Source organism: Bacteroides sp. 11BF (assembly GCF_019633765.1).
In the GTDB taxonomy this organism is placed as follows: domain Bacteria; phylum Bacteroidota; class Bacteroidia; order Bacteroidales; family Bacteroidaceae; genus Bacteroides; species Bacteroides hominis.
In genome coordinates this window covers 15,121-33,719 of record NZ_JAFKPJ010000014.1, presented here as the reverse complement: position 1 = coordinate 33,719, position 18,599 = coordinate 15,121, and the positions used below count along the sequence as shown (strand labels likewise).

General features: G+C 39.4%; 13 protein-coding genes. 10 read left to right on the top strand and 3 right to left on the bottom strand.

Annotated elements, in window-relative coordinates; translation table 11 throughout:
• Positions 1 to 32 precede the first annotated feature (32 nt).
• The 6 genes from JZY04_RS14975 to JZY04_RS14950 all read left to right on the top strand — a co-directional run bounded on the left by JZY04_RS14975 (position 33) and on the right by JZY04_RS14950 (position 9,303).
• A complete protein-coding gene (locus JZY04_RS14975) occupies positions 33 to 1,838 on the top strand; it encodes an erythromycin esterase family protein (RefSeq protein ID WP_122143228.1) in 1,806 nt (601 codons plus the stop codon).
• A gap of 189 nt (positions 1,839 to 2,027) precedes the next feature.
• Entirely contained in the window at positions 2,028 to 3,839 is a 1,812-nt protein-coding gene (locus tag JZY04_RS14970; RefSeq protein ID WP_122143229.1) for an erythromycin esterase family protein, read from the top strand.
• Positions 3,840 to 3,992: 153 nt separating this feature from the next.
• Positions 3,993 to 5,111 (top strand): glycosyltransferase family 4 protein, encoded by a 1,119-nt coding sequence (locus JZY04_RS14965; protein WP_122143230.1) that lies wholly within the window; start codon positions 3,993 to 3,995, stop codon positions 5,109 to 5,111.
• Positions 5,092 to 5,760, top strand: a complete 669-nt coding sequence (locus JZY04_RS14960; protein WP_005814001.1) for a glycosyl transferase — start codon at positions 5,092 to 5,094, stop codon at positions 5,758 to 5,760. The genes JZY04_RS14965 and JZY04_RS14960 overlap by 20 nt, the downstream gene beginning before the upstream one ends.
• Complete coding sequence (locus JZY04_RS14955; protein ID WP_005813999.1) at positions 5,757 to 7,115, top strand: HlyD family efflux transporter periplasmic adaptor subunit; 1,359 nt, start codon at positions 5,757 to 5,759, stop codon at positions 7,113 to 7,115. Before JZY04_RS14960 ends, JZY04_RS14955 begins: the two co-directional genes overlap by 4 nt.
• A 4-nt stretch (positions 7,116 to 7,119) precedes the next feature.
• Complete coding sequence (locus JZY04_RS14950; protein WP_122143231.1) at positions 7,120 to 9,303, top strand: peptidase domain-containing ABC transporter; 2,184 nt, start codon at positions 7,120 to 7,122, stop codon at positions 9,301 to 9,303.
• A 114-nt stretch (positions 9,304 to 9,417) separates the two neighbouring features.
• Here the strand turns inward: JZY04_RS14950 and JZY04_RS14945 are convergent, their stop codons facing one another.
• Positions 9,418 to 10,017 carry a DUF4294 domain-containing protein gene (locus JZY04_RS14945; protein WP_181996481.1) on the bottom strand — a complete coding sequence of 200 codons (600 nt, stop codon included), beginning with the start codon at positions 10,015 to 10,017 and terminating at the stop codon, positions 9,418 to 9,420.
• 119 nt (positions 10,018 to 10,136) lie between these two features.
• Here JZY04_RS14945 and JZY04_RS14940 point away from each other — a divergent pair, with 119 nt between their 5' ends.
• Genes JZY04_RS14940 through JZY04_RS14925 form a run of 4 tightly spaced genes read left to right on the top strand, consistent with a single transcriptional unit; the run spans position 10,137 to position 15,175 of the window.
• Positions 10,137 to 12,164, top strand: coding sequence for a helix-hairpin-helix domain-containing protein (locus JZY04_RS14940; RefSeq protein ID WP_122143233.1), 2,028 nt, complete (start codon positions 10,137 to 10,139; stop codon positions 12,162 to 12,164).
• 57 nt (positions 12,165 to 12,221) lie between these two features.
• Positions 12,222 to 12,995: a radical SAM protein gene (locus tag JZY04_RS14935; protein ID WP_005782835.1), complete on the top strand. Its 774-nt coding sequence runs from the start codon at positions 12,222 to 12,224 to the stop codon at positions 12,993 to 12,995.
• A gap of 42 nt (positions 12,996 to 13,037) precedes the next feature.
• A complete protein-coding gene (locus JZY04_RS14930; protein WP_022011330.1) occupies positions 13,038 to 13,544 on the top strand; it encodes a flavin reductase family protein in 507 nt (168 codons plus the stop codon).
• Between the two features lie 20 nt (positions 13,545 to 13,564).
• The gene (locus JZY04_RS14925; protein ID WP_122143234.1) at positions 13,565 to 15,175 is read left to right on the top strand and encodes an arylsulfatase; all 1,611 of its coding nucleotides are present in this window, start codon (positions 13,565 to 13,567) and stop codon (positions 15,173 to 15,175) included.
• Positions 15,176 to 15,367: 192 nt separating this feature from the next.
• On the opposite strand, the gene JZY04_RS14920 is transcribed toward JZY04_RS14925, so the two are convergent.
• Both JZY04_RS14920 and JZY04_RS14915 read right to left on the bottom strand, forming a co-directional pair.
• Positions 15,368 to 15,994, bottom strand: a complete 627-nt coding sequence (locus JZY04_RS14920) for a PepSY domain-containing protein (protein WP_122143235.1) — start codon at positions 15,992 to 15,994, stop codon at positions 15,368 to 15,370.
• Complete coding sequence (locus JZY04_RS14915) at positions 15,995 to 18,409, bottom strand: TonB-dependent receptor (RefSeq protein ID WP_032540942.1); 2,415 nt, start codon at positions 18,407 to 18,409, stop codon at positions 15,995 to 15,997.
• Between the last annotated feature and the right edge of the window lie 190 nt (positions 18,410 to 18,599).

Here is an 18,599-nt window from a genome sequence, read left to right as displayed (position 1 = left end):
AATGAAAATAAAACCTTATAAAAACATCGGTTATGAAATACCTTATATTATTGGCGTCGGTTATTTTTTTAGCGCAATCTTGCTCGGTTGCACCCTCCATGCGTGAATCCGCCCGATCGTACGACTGGGCTACGTACACTAATTTTTCCTGGCAATCAAAAATAGATAGCGCGATCAGCTCTTATCCGCTTTTATTGTATCCGTCATATGAAGCTAAGGGGAGCGCGGGGTTCATGGTACCGCTTTTTTATCATATGGATAAAAAAAAGCGGGCAGATATTGAAGTGAGGATAAAGTATAAAACAGAAAACTGCAATGACCTGTATTTGAAGCTGAGTGGGATTAGTGAATGCAGGGAGGTCACTTCCGTGGATACGTTTCGGTTGTCTGCCGCCAACACATGGAGGGTAGCCCACCGGAGTGTGGATATAGCTTCTCCTCTGTTGCTGGGGGTGGCTCTTGAAGCCCAAGGGGAGAAGCCCAGGAAAAAGGATTTTCCGGTCGATCCTTTAGGATCGGCGGATAATTCCTTTAAGCCCGGGGAATACTCTAAAATATGGATTGACTCTTTGGATATCTTAATTGATGGAAAATATGAGGTTGAACTCCCATCATTGAATAACGGTGCAACGGCTTCCGTTCGGGAATTGGATGTGATACCCGTGAACGGCGACGATCTTAAGTCTCTGTCCTTTTCCGATAAGAGGATACTTGCCATCGGAGAGAGCGTGCATGGCACCGGAACGATGAATGACATGGGTGTTGAAATAATCAAGAATAGGATCGAACACGGAAAATGCAGGCTCGTCTTGTTAGAAATGCCCCTAACATTGTCTTTCCATATCAACCGGTATTTGGAGGGGGACGAGCGGTTCAGGGCGGACAGTATCGCTTCCTCTTTTGACAAGGTCTTATTTTCTTCTTCATCCTTTGTGTCTCTTATGCGATGGATTAAAGAATACAACCGGCATTCGGAAGAAAAGGTGAGCTTCTTTGGCATTGACCGGAACGTTTTCCGGTTACAAAGCAGTATCGACCTGTTTTACTTCTTTTACACGCTCCGTAGAGGTAAAGGTGACGAAGGCTTGAAAGCGATATGTGAGTCTCTTTTGTTGTCGGACGAGAAGTTTCCTTTTAAAGCGGCGGACTCTGTGTTAAATGCCAATCATGGCTTCAAGGGCATACTTACCCGGAGAGAAGCGGAAATAATGAGTTATTGCCTGAATGCGGAGAAGGAAGCAACTGCTGATGAACTTAATCGTTTTTTGGGCAGGGATTCCAGCATGTACGAGAATGCGAAGTTCTTAATGAAAACAATGCTTAAAAAAGATGAAACGACTACCGTATATTGTCATTTGGGGCATGCGAATTATACAAGTATCGCTGGATGGCTGGGACCGGACATGCGCCCTTTCGGAGAATATATGAAGGGTTCATACGGTGATGACTACTCCGCCGTGGGACTGCTTGCCGGAGGGGGAAGTTATCTGACATGGGTATTTCCTGGTAAAATGGGAATAAGGCGATTGCAGTCTTCGTCGTCTGCCGGATTGGAATACTGTATCGAACGTTCGGGTATCAGTCCGTGTTATTTGCCGATGGATAAACTGTCCGATGCGGATGTTTTGAAAATGAGATATATAGGAAATACAGAATCGAAAATTGGACAATTCCAGTGGGTTTTTCCAAAATGTATGATGGACGGAGTGCTGTTCACAAAAAACGCGTCCGCCATAAATAAGAGGGAAGAGTTTTTTAAAATGAACTTAGACTATCATGTCCAAACTTTATTTGCTCTTATGTATTTGTATGAAAAGAAAAGAAAATGGATTCCATAAACCTTTTCTCCGAAATATTCGGAAAAAAGGTGGTACTTCCTCTGACTTTATCGCTATTTTTGAATCCATAGTGGCATAATGGCGATTATGAAATGTTATGGTATTCTAAAGGGTTGAGAGATGGTTTGGCGAAAGGACGAGAAGTCAGAGGAAACTAAGTATTGATAATCTTTATAAATAATATTAAACATGAATTCAATAACAAAACTCCATGTATTGTTTTTCTTTGTATTTATATTCTATGCCGTATCATGTACCGCTAAATTAGAGAAACAAACATATACGAATGTATATGATTTACATTTTGCTATGCGGTCTGATTCTGCGGTGGTTTATCCGTGGCGCGAAAATGGAGCATATAGCAATTATACTATCCCTGCTTATATACAAGATTCAAATCGGAATTTGTTTGCTAAGAAATATTTTAAAGGATTTCCTTTTTCTAAGCAGTTAAGATCAGAGTATGAACAGAGAATTTTACTTCCAAATAATAACATAAAAGAAGCTGTAATCGGATTTGAAGGTAAAGGTGATAATATAAAACTTGTCTCCATCATCTTGGATGCCATAGGTAAACAGGAAAACATTCTTTTCTCTGACACCTTAAGATTCAGGCCTGACAGTATATTAAGCTTGGTTACCCAAAACATTAATTTGACTAATGCGGAGATGTTAAACGTACGAATTAATGTGGAAGGAGAAATTGATAAGGATGCTTATATTGCTTTCTCTCGATTGGACATACTGATTGACGGTAAGCCTATCGACGAATTTCCTGTTCGAACCCTTTCCCCGTTGATAGTAGATAAAAAAATTAACTATACGAGTATAAATGTTGATAGAAAAATAGGATTGGAGCAAATCAATGAAATCAATGATAAAAAGATTATCGGCTTAGGGGAGTCAGTCCACGGGAATGACGGTATAAAAAATTTGGCGTATCAATTGATTATCCAGGCAGTGGAAAGGTTAAATTGCAGATTAGTACTGCAGGAAATGCCCCTCGAACAATCATTTGCCTACAATAGGTTTATACAAGATGACAATTATGAACTTGATTCTTCCTTGGTTATCAACCATGCTACAATTAATTTTTTAAAAAGGTTGCGGAGCTTTAATTCTGGTAAAACGAAAGATTCTAAAGTTAAATTATATGGCATGGATTACAATTCACTTCTTTCTTCCACTCAAAGTTCCGCTATGGATATTTTTGATTTTATTACCGGGCTTAACAAAAAATCGCAGATTCCGGAAGTTGATCAATTATCCCTGCTGTTAATGAAAAAAGATCGTAACTGTGCGATAAACTTTCTTGATACTCATCGAGATAAGATAAAAAAACTTCTTACTGCTGAAGAAATAGAATGTATCTTGCATATTCTGAGGGTTTCAAAGCAAGCCGGAGATGCCGGAATAGAAAGATTCATACGGCGGGATTCCATTATGTTCGTAAATGCAAGATTCTTAATTGACAAGTTCGCCAAAGACGAAAATGTAAAAACGGTAATCTACGGGCATGCGGGACATATTAATCCTATTTCGAGTTATCCTGCCGTACCTTGTATTCCTTTCGGGAGGTATATGCGCAAAGCGTATGGTGAAAGTTACTCTCCTTTGCTATTTCTGATAGGGAGTGGAGAAGCCATAGCATATGATGAGCATTATAACAGGAAAGATAATTGGTTGAGTAGTCCTCCTGAAAACAGTATGGAATATTTTTTAAGTCTTATTGATGACAATGTTTTTTACACCCCCTTAACTGTCGATTTTAATGAATTAACGCTGTCTCGATTTCAGGGGAGTCACCATATCCCACAAGAATTTTATCCATTTAACTTATATCAAAGATTTAAAGGCGTGTTTTTCATAAAAAGTACGGATTGTACCCATAAGGATGAAAAAGAAATCTCTTTTGAGAAAGCTTCTGATAGGCTTATAATGAAAATAAAACAAAGACAGGAAAAAATAAAGGAGATACAGAAGCGGATAGAAAATTTGTAAAAATATCGGTTATGAAATACCTTATATTATTGGCATCGGTTCTTTTTTTAGGGCAATCTTGCTCGGTTGAACCCTCCATGCGGTAAATCCGAGATCGTACGACCGGGTGAGTGAAACTAATTTTTTCATGCAATCAAAAATAGATCTCAATATATGAATATTGCATTTTTAACAACATTAAATCCGGCTGATATAAATAATTGGTCGGGAACGACATTCCATTTGTTTCACGCTCTAAGCAGAAAGCATCATGTAAAAGTGATTGGACAGAATACCCTTCCTCAGGCAGCGTATTTCACCAAAGATAATTATATTAAAAAAAATTTATTAGAGAACTATGTTTCTGTTTTCGGGAAATTATGTACCGAACAATTGACAAATTATGATCTTGTGTTTTTTGGAGATTTATATTTAGCTCCTTTTCTGGATGTAAATGTTCCGGTCGTGCATCTTAGTGATGTGACATACCACTCATTCCAAAGCTACTTAAACCCACTAAAGAATGAAGAACAGATAAAGAAAATAGAAATGATGGAGAAGAAATTATTGAATAAATATACTGCCATCATTTATAGTTCGGAATGGGCAAAGCAAAGTACAATAAATTATTATGATATAGAGTCGGGTAAAATTCATGTAGTGGAATTTGGGGCAAATATCCCTACTCCTTCAGACTATAAGATAGATATACAGACAGATATTTGTAATTTAGTCTTTATCGGAAAAAATTGGCAGAAAAAAGGTGGAGATAAAGTTTTAGGGGCATATAGAAAGCTTAAATCCGATGGATTTCGATGTACGCTTACGATTATTGGTTCTATTATTCGGGAACCTTATGATGAAGATGAGAATTTAGTTATAATTCCTTATTTAGATAAATCCCAACCGGAACATTTGGAAAGATTTTGTAAGATCTTGCAGAAAGCTCATTTTTTAGTACTTCCTACAGAGTTCGACGCATTTGGAATTGTGTTTTGTGAAGCATCGGCTTATGCCGTACCCAGCATTGCCTCCAATGTGGGTGGAGTGAGTCAACCGGTACGTGAAGGGAAAAACGGGTATTTGCTCATGCCGGATGCTACAGCTGAAGACTATGCTGAGAAAATAAAGTCGGTTTTCGCTGACAAAGAAAACTATCTGAAACTCCGGATGTCATCGCGGCAAGAATTTGAAACCCGTCTTAATTGGGAGGTATGGAGCGAGAAAGTAAATAAAATATTGGAAGAAATTGTAGAAGAACATCATAAGAATAATGGGAACAAACAACAGTGATTTTTATCTTCCTGTATATGTCATCAACCTTAAAGAGCGCACGGAACGGCGGCAGCATATAGAGGAACAGTTTCAAGGGAAGGTAGAGTTTGCTCTCCATTGGATAGAGGCAATCGAACATTCCATTGGAGCAGTGGGATTATGGCAAAGCATGCTAAAGGCTGTACAAACAGCTATCGACAAAAGGGATGATATCATGATCATTTGCGAAGACGACCATATATTTACCCCCGCATATAACAAAGATTATTTGTTTGCCAATATAATAGGAGCAAACGCTCAAGGTTCCGAGTTGCTTTCGGGAGGTGTCGGAGGATTTGGCACAGCGGTACCAGTGGACACAAATCGCTATTGGATGGATTGGTTTTGGTCTACGCAATTTATCATTATTTTTAAGCCGCTATTTCAAAAGATATTAGACTATGACTTCAAAGACACTGATACGGCAGATGGAGTTTTATCTGTCCTTGCTAAAGATAAGATGACTATCTATCCGTTCATCTCCGTTCAAAAAGATTTTGGCTATTCGGACGTAACCGTCTACAATGGGACTCCGGGGATGATAAGCAACTATTTTTCTCAGGCAAACTACCGCTTGAGAATGATTCATCATGTTAGTCATAAATTTAAAGAACAGGCAAAAAGATGAATTCAAGAATACAAAAGCAGGAACAACCTATATGTTCACCAAAAATTATTTTGCCTAATCCTAACAAAAAATCTGATGTAATTGCCAGATCTGAGGAAGTACAAGCCATTATTGACCGTATGCCCACCTACTGGGCAAAATGGGTGATACTATGTGTAGGGGTACTGATGGGAATGATCATATTACTTGGTTTTTTGATACAGTATCCCGATACGGTAGACGGACAAATATCAGTAACCGCAAATGCAGCACCGGTACGTTTGGTCGCTAACAGTAACGGACGGATTACGTTGTTTCAACCCAATAAAGCATTACTGCATAAAAATGATGTGATTAGTTGTATCGAAAGTGGTGCGGATTACAAACATATTTTATGGATTGATTCTTTTTTGAAGACACTTAATGACAAAAGCACAATTCGTGTTGCGTTGCCCGATACGCTGTTGCTTGGGGAAGTCAGTTCCGCATACAATTCCTTTTTACTTTCCTTTTTGCAATATGAGCGGTTACTTACTTCTGACATTTATTCAACCATGCGACAAAAATTGCAACAACAAATTATTTCTGACGAAGCAGTCATTGCCAATTTTAATAATGAGCTGCGATTAAAAAAACAAATATTGGATAACTCCCAAAACCAATTGAGTAAGGACAGTATATTGCTGTCGATGAAAGGAATAAGCGAACAAGAATACCAGCAAAAGTTCTCGACACATCTTTCTTTAAAAGAATCACAATTAAATTTGCAAAGTAACCGACAGATGAAACAATCGGAAATAAGTCGTAATCAATTGGAAATACAGCGTATCTGTTTGGAAGAAACTGAGGCTAAAGAAAAAGCCTATTCCGATTATATCACTCGGAAGAATGAACTTTCAAATGCCATTAAACTCTGGAAAGAGCATTATTTGCAATATGCGCCTGTAGAAGGGGAGTTAGAATATCTTGGTTTCTGGCGGAACAATCGTTTTGTACAGTCCGGGCAGGAGCTATTCTCCATCATTCCCGATAAAACTAATATCTTGGGTGAAGTAGTGATACCTTCTTTCGGTGCAGGAAAAGTAGAAGTTGGGCAAACAGTAAACGTAAAAATGGACAACTATCCATATGATGAATATGGATTACTGAAGGGAGTGGTGAAATCTGTTTCACGCATTACCAACAAGATAAAAACTCAAAATGGAGACATGGATACTTATCTGGTAATCATATCTTTTCCCGATGGTACATTAACTAACTTTGGGAAAATATTACCCCTCGATTTTGAAACAAAAGGTACAGTTGAGATTATCACCAAACGAAAACGTTTGATTGAAAGACTATTTGATAATTTAAAATCAAAAGGAGAAAAATAAGAATATGCTACTCCACCGTTTTCCCGTAGAATACCAAATGGATTCGCAAGACTGCGGACCCGCATCCCTTAAAATTATTGCTAAGCATTTTGGTAAGTTTTACTCATTGCAGTTCATGCGTGACCGTTGCGGCATTACCAAAGAAGGTGTATCGCTACTTGATCTAAGTACCGGGGCAGAAAGTATCGGGCTGCGAACGCTTGCCATAAAATGTACCATTGATGATGTGGTGAACAGCATTCCGTTTCCTGCAATTGTGTTTTGGAATGACAGTCATTTCATCGTGGTATATCATTCTGATAGGAAATACATATGGGTCTCGGATCCAGCAAAAGGACGCATAAAATACACGCACGAAGAATTTCGAAAGGGTTGGTATCAAAGGGATGAAAGCCAAGGTGTATTACTTGCCGTGGAACCAACTACTGATTTTAAGAATAGTAAAGCTGAACAAGAACAGAAGAGAAACAGCTTTTCGAGTATTCTCAAATATTTTTTTCCATACAAAAAGAGTTTCGGGTTAATATTTATTATTATGCTCGTTGTTACCGCCTTACAAGGTATGCTGCCATTTATCTCTAAAGCGGTGATTGATGTCGGCATTAAAACTTCGGATAGGAACTTTATTAATATGGTACTGATAGGGAATATCTGTATTTTGTTGAGTGTAATGATTTTCAATGTGTTGAGGGATTGGATATTATTGCATATCACGGCGCGGGTAAATATTGCTTTGATCTCTGACTACTTGATAAAATTGATGAAGCTACCTGTTACTTTCTTTGAGAATAAGCTGCTGGGCGATATTTTGCAACGGGCACAAGATCATGAACGTATACGCAGTTTCATTATGAATAATTCTTTGGCATTGATATTTTCAACGCTTACATTTGCCGTCTTTAGTATTATTTTATTGATTTACAATTCTATAATTTTCTATATATTTTTATCAGGATCGGTTCTGTACGCTTGTTGGGTGTTACTGTTTTTGAGCATACGTAAAAAACTAGATTGGGAATATTTTGAACTTTTGTCCAAAAACCAAAGCTATTGGGTGGAAACCGTTTCGACCATACAGGATATCAAAATCTACAATTATGACAAGTACCGGCGGTGGAAATGGGAAGAAATTCAGGCACGGCTTTATCATGTCAATAAGCGTGTTCTTGCCATAACCAATGCTCAAAATCTGGGTGCCCAATTTATAGAAAATATCAAAAATATGGCTATCGTGTTTTTCTGTGCTATGGCGGTTATCAAGGGTGAAATAACATTTGGAATAATGATTTCTACACAATTTATTATTGGCATGCTCAATGGTCCGCTTGTGCAATTTATTAATTTTGTGGTATCAGCGCAATATGCCAAAATTAGTTTCTTACGCATCAACGAAATTCGTCAGTTGGAAAATGAGGATGAATTACTTTCTATTGGCAGTACAACCATCCTTCCGGAAAGAAAAACAATTCTATTAGAGAATATACATTTTCAATACACGCCTAACTCTCCTTTGGTTCTGCGTAATATTTACTTGCAAATACCGGAAAACAAAATCACGGCAATTGTGGGAGGAAGTGGTAGTGGTAAGTCAACTCTTCTGAAACTATTGGTTCGGCTTTATAAGCCCAGCCATGGAGAAATAAAAATGGATAAGATGAATGTAAGTGCCATTAATCTGCGCCAATGGAGAAACATGTGTGGTGTGGTAATGCAAGATGGAAAAATGTTCAGTGATACCATCTTGAATAATATTGTATTAGATGATGAACAAATTAATTATACGCGTTTGCGGGAAGTTTGTCGCATCGCTCAAATTGAGGATGAGATAAACGCGATGCCCAAGGGTTTTGAAACGACCATTGGAGAAACCGGACGCGGGTTGAGTGGAGGACAAAAGCAGCGTTTGTTGATTGCTCGTGCGCTGTATCGGGATCCGAAATTTCTCTTTATGGACGAAGCCACAAACTCTTTGGATTCAATAAATGAACGAAAAATTGTGAATGCCTTGAACAATGCATTTGAACAGCGTACTGTTGTTGTTATTGCTCACAGGCTTAGTACCATTCGTAATGCTGATCAAATTGTGGTGTTGGACAAAGGTTTTATCGTTGAGACCGGAACTCATGAAATATTGATGGAGAAAAAGGGGCATTATTTTGAGTTGGTTTCTTCACAGATACAAGATTAACGGAGAATATCCGGAAGCGTGTATCAAAAGTCACTGCCATGACACGTTTATAAGATAATGTGAATTTTGGAATAACTTATCACTGAAAGTGGGAAATGAATCCGGAAGGATACATTACAATTGTCCGCTTTCCACTAATACTATCACGCGTTCAGTCAGCTTATCTTCTCCTTCGGGGTCATATTGTTTTTTTAAACTGGCTCCGAAAAGAGCAGCAAATGTCTGATAGAAGCCTGCTTTAAAAGGCCCCATGAATGCTTTTACCAGTTCATAAGAACTCTGATGACTTTGGCGGTCTACCAACTTTATCAACAGCTTGCCTTGTGCAAAAGAGAGTTTTTTCATTCGTGGAGTATATTGTTCCTTCAACCCTTTTTCTACTCGTTTAATATGGCGTTGCCGGGCTTTTTCATTGGGTAAAGTTTGTAAGTATTCGTAAGTTTCAATGATAGTCTGGTTAATTTCTCTGGCAATGGGATATACCTTTTTTACGTTTCTCACTAATTTGTAATATTCCATCTGCTCCTTCTTATTCCTGAATTTTAAAGGCTTGAATATGTAGATGGTCGGAATCTGAAAGGCAGGTATTGTATCACCGTTATAAACACACATAGGTACCAGATATCCACCGAGATTTGTTTTTTCCTGTGCCTGTGATGCAGAAGAAAACAATAAGGCGATGGATAACATCAGTAGTCCTATGATAAGCCTCATATTCATTTTGCAAAAATAAGGGAATAAATTTATATTTATGATTTTCCTTGCAGCATTAACCTATTTAAATTATCTTCGACAATTCGTTTACTATTTAAAACACAATAATCACACATGAAATGAATAGATATATATCTATATTCTGTGTATTTCTACTTGTTAATATAGCGTTGATAACTTCTATTTGCCATGCTCAGAATAATTCGGATTATCCTTGGGAGGACATAATGGAAAACCTGTCAATAGCCGATGAAGAAGGGGATACGCGCAATTGGGAGAATGAATTGGAGGAATTAACCGATCTTGTTAACAACCCTGTTAATATAAACTCTGCCACCAAAGAGCAGCTACAGCGGTTTCCTTTTCTTAATGATGTTCAGATTGAGAATTTACTTGCGTACATTTATATTCACGGATCGATGCAGACTGTCTATGAACTTCAGTTAGTGGAGGAGTTGGATCGGCAGACTATTCAATATCTGCTTCCTTTTGTCTGTGTAGAGCCTGTTGATAAGAAAGAGTCTGTTACGTTAAAGCAGATTTTAAAATATGGAAAACATGAAGTGGTGACTCGTATGGATGTGCCTTTGTATAGGCGTAAGGGATATGAGAAAAATTACCTGGGTCCTGCTGTTTATAACTCGGTGAAATACGGATTTCACTATCGGGAAAAAGTTTATGCAGGCATAGTTGCCGAGAAAGATAGCGGCGAACCTTTCGGAGCTTTACATAATAAGCAGGGATACGATTACTACTCTTTCTATCTACTCCTTCATGATATAGGAATACTGAAAACGGGAATTGTAGGAAACTATCGGTTGAATTTCGGTCAGGGACTGGTACTCGGACAAGGTTCTATGTTTGGAAAAACAGCTTATTCTTCGTCTTTCACTTTCAGAAATACAGGGATACGCAGACATGCTTCTACCGATGAATATAATTATTTCCGTGGGAGTGCCATAGCTTTAAAATGGAAACAATGGAAACTTTCTATGTTTTATTCACATCGTTCGTTGGATGGAGTAATAAAAGACGGTGAAATTACCTCGATTTATAAAACAGGTTTACACCGAAGCAAAAAGGAAGCTGATAAAATGAATCAATTGGTTATGCAGATGGGCGGAGGAAATATCAGCTATACCGGGAATAGTTATCAACTGGGGATAACCGGTGTTTACTACTGTTTTAACAGGTCTTATGAACCGGAACTTAAAGGCTATTCAAAATACAATCTGCATGGTCGTTCTTTTTATAATCTGGGTATGGATTATAAATATCGTTTTCATCGTTTTTCTATACAAGGAGAAGCTGCTTTGGGGATCAGTGGTATGGCTTTTATGAATCAGGTACTTTATTCTCCTTTACAAGATATACGGTTGATGTTGGTTCACCGTTATTATTCACATGATTATTGGGCTATGTTTGCTCATTCATTTAGTGAAGGAAGTAGTGTTCAGAATGAAAACGGATGGTATTTAGCTGCTTCTGTAAATCCTTTTAGTCGCTGGACGTTTTTCATTTCTGCCGATCTGTTTTCTTTTCCCTGGTGGAGGTACCGGATAAGTAAGGCTTCGAAAGGAGTGGATCTGCTCTTTCAGGCAGATTACGTTCCGTCGAAAACGGTTGATATGTATGTGAATTACCGTTATAAACGGAAAGAGCGTGATGTGACCGGTACGAAGGGAAAGGTGATTCTGCCTACCTATCATCACCGGCTGCGTTATCGTTTGAACTATTTACCCTGTTCTTCGTTATCTTTCCGGACAACTGTAGATTATAACCATTTTCATTCATCCGGGAAAACGGCGGGGAAAGGTTATCAACTGACGCAAAAGGCCGGATGGAAACTTTCCCGGTTGCCTCTGACAACAGAATTGCAAGGTAGTTATTTCCATACAGACGATTATGACTCACGTGTTTATATTTATGAAAAAGGGTTACTGTATTCTTTTTATACTCCCTCTTTTCAGGGAGAAGGTATTCGACTGGCTATTCATTTTCGCTATGATATGAACAAGCATTGGACAGCAATTGCCAAGCTCGGACAAACTACGTATTTTGATCGTGATGAAATAGGTTCCGGCAACGACCTGATCAGGGGAAATAAAAAAACGGATATACAAATGCAGCTGCGTCTAAAGTTTTAGTAATTTTGTAGAAATTCAAAACAGTTTCTAAGATTGAACGATTAAACAGAATTAAGTATGACTATTATTTTTCCTTCTCCCATATTCGGACCGGTTCATTCACGTCGCTTAGGGGTCTCACTTGGAATAAATTTACTTCCTTCCGACGGAAAAGTATGTTCTTTCGATTGCATTTATTGTGAATGTGGTTACAATGGCGAACATCGTCCTAAATCTTCATTACCGACCCGCGAAGAAGTACGTATGGCTCTGGAAGATAAATTGAAAGAGATGAAAAGTAACGGACCTGCTCCCGATGTACTGACTTTCGCGGGAAACGGTGAGCCGACTGCTCATCCTCACTTTCCGGAGATTATCAACGATACACTTGCTTTGCGTGATGCTTACTTTCCGGATGCAAAGGTGAGTGTGCTCAGTAATGCTACTTTTATCAACCGTCCGGCTGTATTCGATGCATTGAATAGGGTGGATAATAATATTTTGAAGTTGGACACGGTGGATGAAGAGTATATCCGGACTGTAGATCGTCCGAACGGACGATACGATCTGAATGGAACAGTCGGACTTTTAAAAGCTTTTAAAGGCAATTGTATCGTGCAGACTATGTTTATGAAAGGAAAATATAAGGGGAAAGATGTGGATAATACTTCTGACAAGTATGTACTTCCCTGGCTGGAAGTTGTGAAGGATATCGCCCCGAGACAGGTAATGATTTATACGATCGACCGTGAAACTCCCGATCAGGATTTGCAGAAAGCCACTCCCGAGGAGTTAGACCGGATTGTGGCTCTTCTTACGAAAGAGGGACTTTCGGCCTCTGCTTCTTATTGAGAATTATTTTTAATATGTCATTTATAAACAGATTTTAATAGGATGAAATCAATTGCTATCAACGAACTTACTGATAATTTCTTTGAGTCCATCAGTAAAGAATGGATGCTGGTAACTGCCGGTAATAAAGATGCGTTTAATACCATGACCGCCAATTGGGGAGGTATTGGTTTTTTGTGGAATAAACCGGTGGTTTATGTTTTTATTCGTCCGGAAAGATATACGTTCGATTTTATACAAAATAACGATTATTTTACTCTTTCTTTTTTAGGACAGGAGAATAAGGCCATACATAAAATATGCGGCTCTAAGTCGGGACGTGAAGTAGATAAGATAAAAGAAACCGGATTAAAGCCAATTATTACGGATAAAGGTAATATTCTGTTTGAACAGGGAAGACTTAATATGGAATGTCGGAAAATGTACACAGATGTGCTGAAGAAAGAAAATTTTCTGGATCCGTCTGTCTATGAACAGTGGTATACTACCCATGGAGGTCTGCATCATGTCTATGTGGCAGAGATTACAGGAGTGTGGATAAAAGAGTAAATTTTAAATCATTTGAACCTATGAAAAACAATTATCTGATATGTTCCCTGCTGTTTACCACGGGTATGCAGAATGCTTGGGGAGTCCAAGCGACAAACCATAAAACAAATCCGGATAAAACGAAACCCAATATTATTCTGATTTTGTGTGATGATATGGGATTTTCTGATTTATCGTGTTATGGGGGAGAAGTGCATACGCCCAATATTGATTTCTTGGCGGAAAACGGAATACGTTTCAGCCAGTTTAAGAACACAGGGCGCAGTTGTCCCAGCAGAGCTGCTTTGTTGACAGGCAGATACCAACACGAAGTAGGTATGGGTTGGATGACTGCTGTAGATGAACATCGTCCCGGATATAGAGGTCAAATATCAGAGCAATATCCTACTATCGCAGAAGTGTTTCGGGAAAACGGATATCATACTTATATGAGTGGTAAATGGCATGTTACCGTTGACGGTGCATTCTCCAAGCCAAATGGAAGCTATCCGGTTGAGCGGGGATTCGAAAAATACTATGGTTGTCTTTCTGGAGGTGGAAGTTATTATACTCCGAAACCCGTATATTCCGGGTTACAGCATATTGCAGAGTTTCCAGAAGACTATTATTATACCACAGCCATTACCGACTCTGCCGTTAGTTTTATCCGTCAGCATCCGGTTGAAGAGCCTATGTTTATGTATTTGGCCCACTATGCCCCTCATTTACCTTTGCAGGCTCCTAAAGAAAGAGTGGACGCTTGCCGTGAAAGATATAAAGTGGGATATGATGTGTTGCGTAAACAGCGTTTCGAGCGCATCCGGAAAAATGGTTTAACGGATTCCGAAAAACAGCTGCCGGTATTTGAGAGGGAATTCAGAGGAAAACGGCCGGCCTGGGATAGTCTTACTCCGCAGCAACAGGAACGTTGGATTACGGAGATGGCTACTTATGCCGCTATGATTGAAATTATGGATGATGGTATTGGAGAAGTAATAAAGACCACTAAAGAGAAAGGTATATTTGATAATACCGTATTTTTATTCTTAAGTGATAATGGAGCCACCAATGAAGGTGATCTGATCACACAGCTGCGGGCTGATTTGAGTAATACTCCTTTCCGCAGTTACAAACAATGGTGTTTTCAGGGAGGTACCAGTTCACCTTTGATTGTAATGTATGGAGGCGGGCAACCTGATGGGAAGAAAGGAGTGGTTTGTCATGAATTCACTCACATTATCGATCTTTTTCCCACTTGTCTGGATATAGCTTCTGTGAAATATCCCCGGGAGTTTAGGAATCATTCGATTAATGCTCCGGAAGGTAGAACCATTTTTCCGGCATTAAAAGGAAAGAAGCTACCGAAAAGAGATTTGTTTTTCGAACATCAGACATCTTGTGGAATCATATCCGGGGACTGGAAGTTAGTCAGGGCCAATGGTAAGCAACCCTGGGAGTTGTTCCATTTATTGCAGGATCCGTTTGAGCAAAATGATTTGTCTGCCAATTATCCGGAAAAAGTAAAAACACTGGAGAAAAAATGGGATGAATGGGCAGAGAAGCAACACGTATTTCCATTTGAATACAGGCCATGGACAGAACGTATTAATTATTATAAATCGCTGTATCCCGATCAGTCCGGGAAAGATTAAATACTTGAGTAAAGTAAGTAAGAGGAGTTGTATCAAAACTCTTTCACCATAGATTACACAGATTATCATAGACTAAGAATATTACTTTAGATTTACTCTAAAGTTACTCTGTGTCCTCTGTGGTGAGTTTCGATACATCCTCTTATATTTTCTTATCCGGAAAAGTACCTTTCCTTTATTGAGGGAAGGAAGTTAAACCAGATTTTTTCTTTTCAAATACATCCAATATCCTGTAATAGGTAATGAAGTTCCTATCAAAGCAGCAATAAAGGTGATGATTTTTGAAAACATTCCTGCATAGGTTCCGAAATGTAAGGCACGTACTACTTTCCAGACGGGAGCCCCCCGTTTTACTTCCACATCAAAGATAAAACTTACTACATCTCTGTACCATTGAAAGGACCACATTAATCCGGTCAGTGCACATACCAGCAAGATAAGTGCTCCATAGAATCCCAGTACGGAGTGTAGATCGAACATGAATCTCCGTTTTCCTCTTTGGTGTTCTATTGTCAGCCGGCTTTTTTTCCATTTGCGTGGCCAGTAAACTGTAAGCCCGCTGATCAATATAAAGATGAAAAAAAGAGTGGAGATACCTACTATCATTTTGCCTGCCGTCCGGGTATCATCCATAAGCCACCGATGCAGCTTCATCACTATCATTAACGGACTTTCGCGGATAGATTCATATCCCATCATTGCCAGGAGTTCCTCTTTGAATACGAGGATGGCACCTGTAAAGCAAATAATACTGATCAGAATCCCTGCCGGAAGGGAGAGCCAAAGATGAATATAACGGCAATATCTTTTTATCTTCATTTAAAAACGGTAAGAGATTATTGCTGAGAAATTACGTGGATCGATCTGGTTGATGTATCCTCCACGATAGTAAGAATTATATCCTAATGCGTCGAACAAATTGTTCAGGTATACACGGGCAGTAAACTTGTGGATACTATAGGCCAACTGGGCGTTTATTGTAGTATAACCGGGCATGTCAAAAGGCTTTTCGTTGGTCATGGAACCGTGTCCGTCCGGCTTGATTGCAAAATCATTCACAGGACGTTTACCTACGAAATAGACTCCTATACCGGCTGATAGTCTTTTTAATACTCCTTTGTCAAATCGGTATTGAATCCATCCGTTAGCAGTATGTTTAGGGGTATTCATCGGGGCTGAACCATTTTTAAAGGCCGGGCTGTTTTCGTATTTTGCATCCAGATAAGCGTAACCCATCATTACTTGGAGGTTTTCAAGTATACTTCCGCTTAATTCGGTTTCAATACCTTTCCTTTTCAGACTTCCCGCTTTATCAAAATAACCGGTAGGTTGCGTAGTTCCCGGATGATAAGTACTATAAGAGAGGTTTTTAGTAAGGATATCGAAATATGTCAGATTAAAGCGCAGGCGGTTATTCAGCCAGTCAGACTTGATGCCTACCTCAAATTGGCGGGTATTCGACGGACCTATTTCGTCTCCGTTCTCCATTCGTCTGGCTGCATGGAGGAGGCTGGTAGTGGTTGTATATGAACCGAACAAATTAATGTTCTTTATAGGAGTCAACATGATGCCCAACATCGGATTCCAGGCATCTCCGGTAGTGGGACCTGCACTTGTATCGTCCTGGCTGCTGATATAACTGTACCTCAGTCCCAGAATAGCTTTTATATACTTATTAAAAGTCATTACCTCCTGTGCCATTATTCCATAACTTGAAGAATTGGATTTTACCGGGGTCTCGGGAACAAATTTAACCGCGACAGGTAGCACATTCGAGATGCTCGGGGCCAGTACGTTGATAGTGTCTATATTGACAGGGGTATAATTGGTGATCGACAGATCGGTGTTTTTGTAGTCGAATCCCAATTGGAATGTATGTTTAACAGGACCGGTGAAAATATCTCTGCCGATAAAGTCAAGCTGGAAAGTTGAGTTGCGGTCATCGCGTAATGAACGTGAAATCGTTCTTCTACGCATGTTATATTCTTTATTGACTACGGTTTTTACGGAAGTACTTGTATTATCCACTTTATATGAAGAGCCGAAGTATGCTGCCCGCACACTGATATTATCTGTCAACTGGCGGGTGATGCGTGCGGCATAAGTCAGCGTCTTGTTGTTTACATTATCGTTTTTGAATCCCAGGAATTTGTTGTGTGGCATGTCGTACAGATTCTCTTCCGTATCTTTCGATAGATTGACTGAACTGGTATAAGGAGTACGGTTATCATTCAGGTAATCCATTTCTATGGTAATGCTTGTTTTGTCGTCCGGACGCCATTCTAATGAAGGGTTGATATATACGCGATTGGAATGGATGACCGGGCGATAATTATCCGAACGTTCGAAGGCACCGTTCATACGGAAAGCGATCGTCTGATTTTTATCCAGAACGGACTGTACGTCGAATGTGGGACGGAACAATCCCCAGCTGCCTGCACGCAAAGATATTTCTCCTTCATTGGTGAACTTGGGTGTTTTGGTTACTACGTTGATTACTCCGCCTGCACTTCCGAGATCGTTTCCGATACCTTGTGTGACGGCTGCAGAACCCTTGATAACCTGTACACTTTCTACTCCCTGCATTTCGGATAAAGCAGATCCGGTACGGAAATCGGAATCTATCCGGACTCCATTCTTTAAAATAGGTACTCCCCGGTATCCGCGGATGGACATACTTTCTCTTACTCCGCCATATGATCCGAAAAGAGTAACTCCGGGTACATTTTTTGTAACATCGATTACGGTGAGTGCTCCCTGTTCGGCAATCGATTTTTCTGAGATTACAGAAATACTCTGTATCTGTTCACTGGGGCGTAATGGCATGCGGGTGATGGCATCCAGTTTTTTCGGTTGTTTATATCGTTCTCCGAATACTTCTACTGTCGATAATAAGTTTTCGTCAGGTAAGAGGGTGAAAGAGAGTTGTGCCACATTCCTTGAAGTGAGATCAACAGTACGCGTCTGAGTGACATATCCCACAAAACTGATATTTATCTTGTAAACCTTATGAGCCAGATTGCGCAAAATAAAACGGCCTTCACTATTGGTTGTTGTTCCGATGGTGGTTCCTTCTATCTGGACAGTGGCCGAAGCCAATGGTGTATCTGTTTCATCGTAGACTACTCCACGGATGGTGGGTACTCTATCGGCGGACTCTGATTCTGTGGCAAAAAGTAACGATGGGAATATTAGTAAAACTAATACAAGCAGGGCACTATACATTTGCTTCATACATTTAACGGCATTAAATTAATATTAAAAATTAGCGAGCCGCAAAGGTATGTGTACATGAAAGAGTCTACAATACCTATAAAAAGGTATAATGCAACACAAAATCCATAGAATTGGTGATTATTAAAAATAAGGAAAGCGGATGAAAGTGACCTCCGTCCACTTCCACCCGCCTGTTGTGTGCAGATAG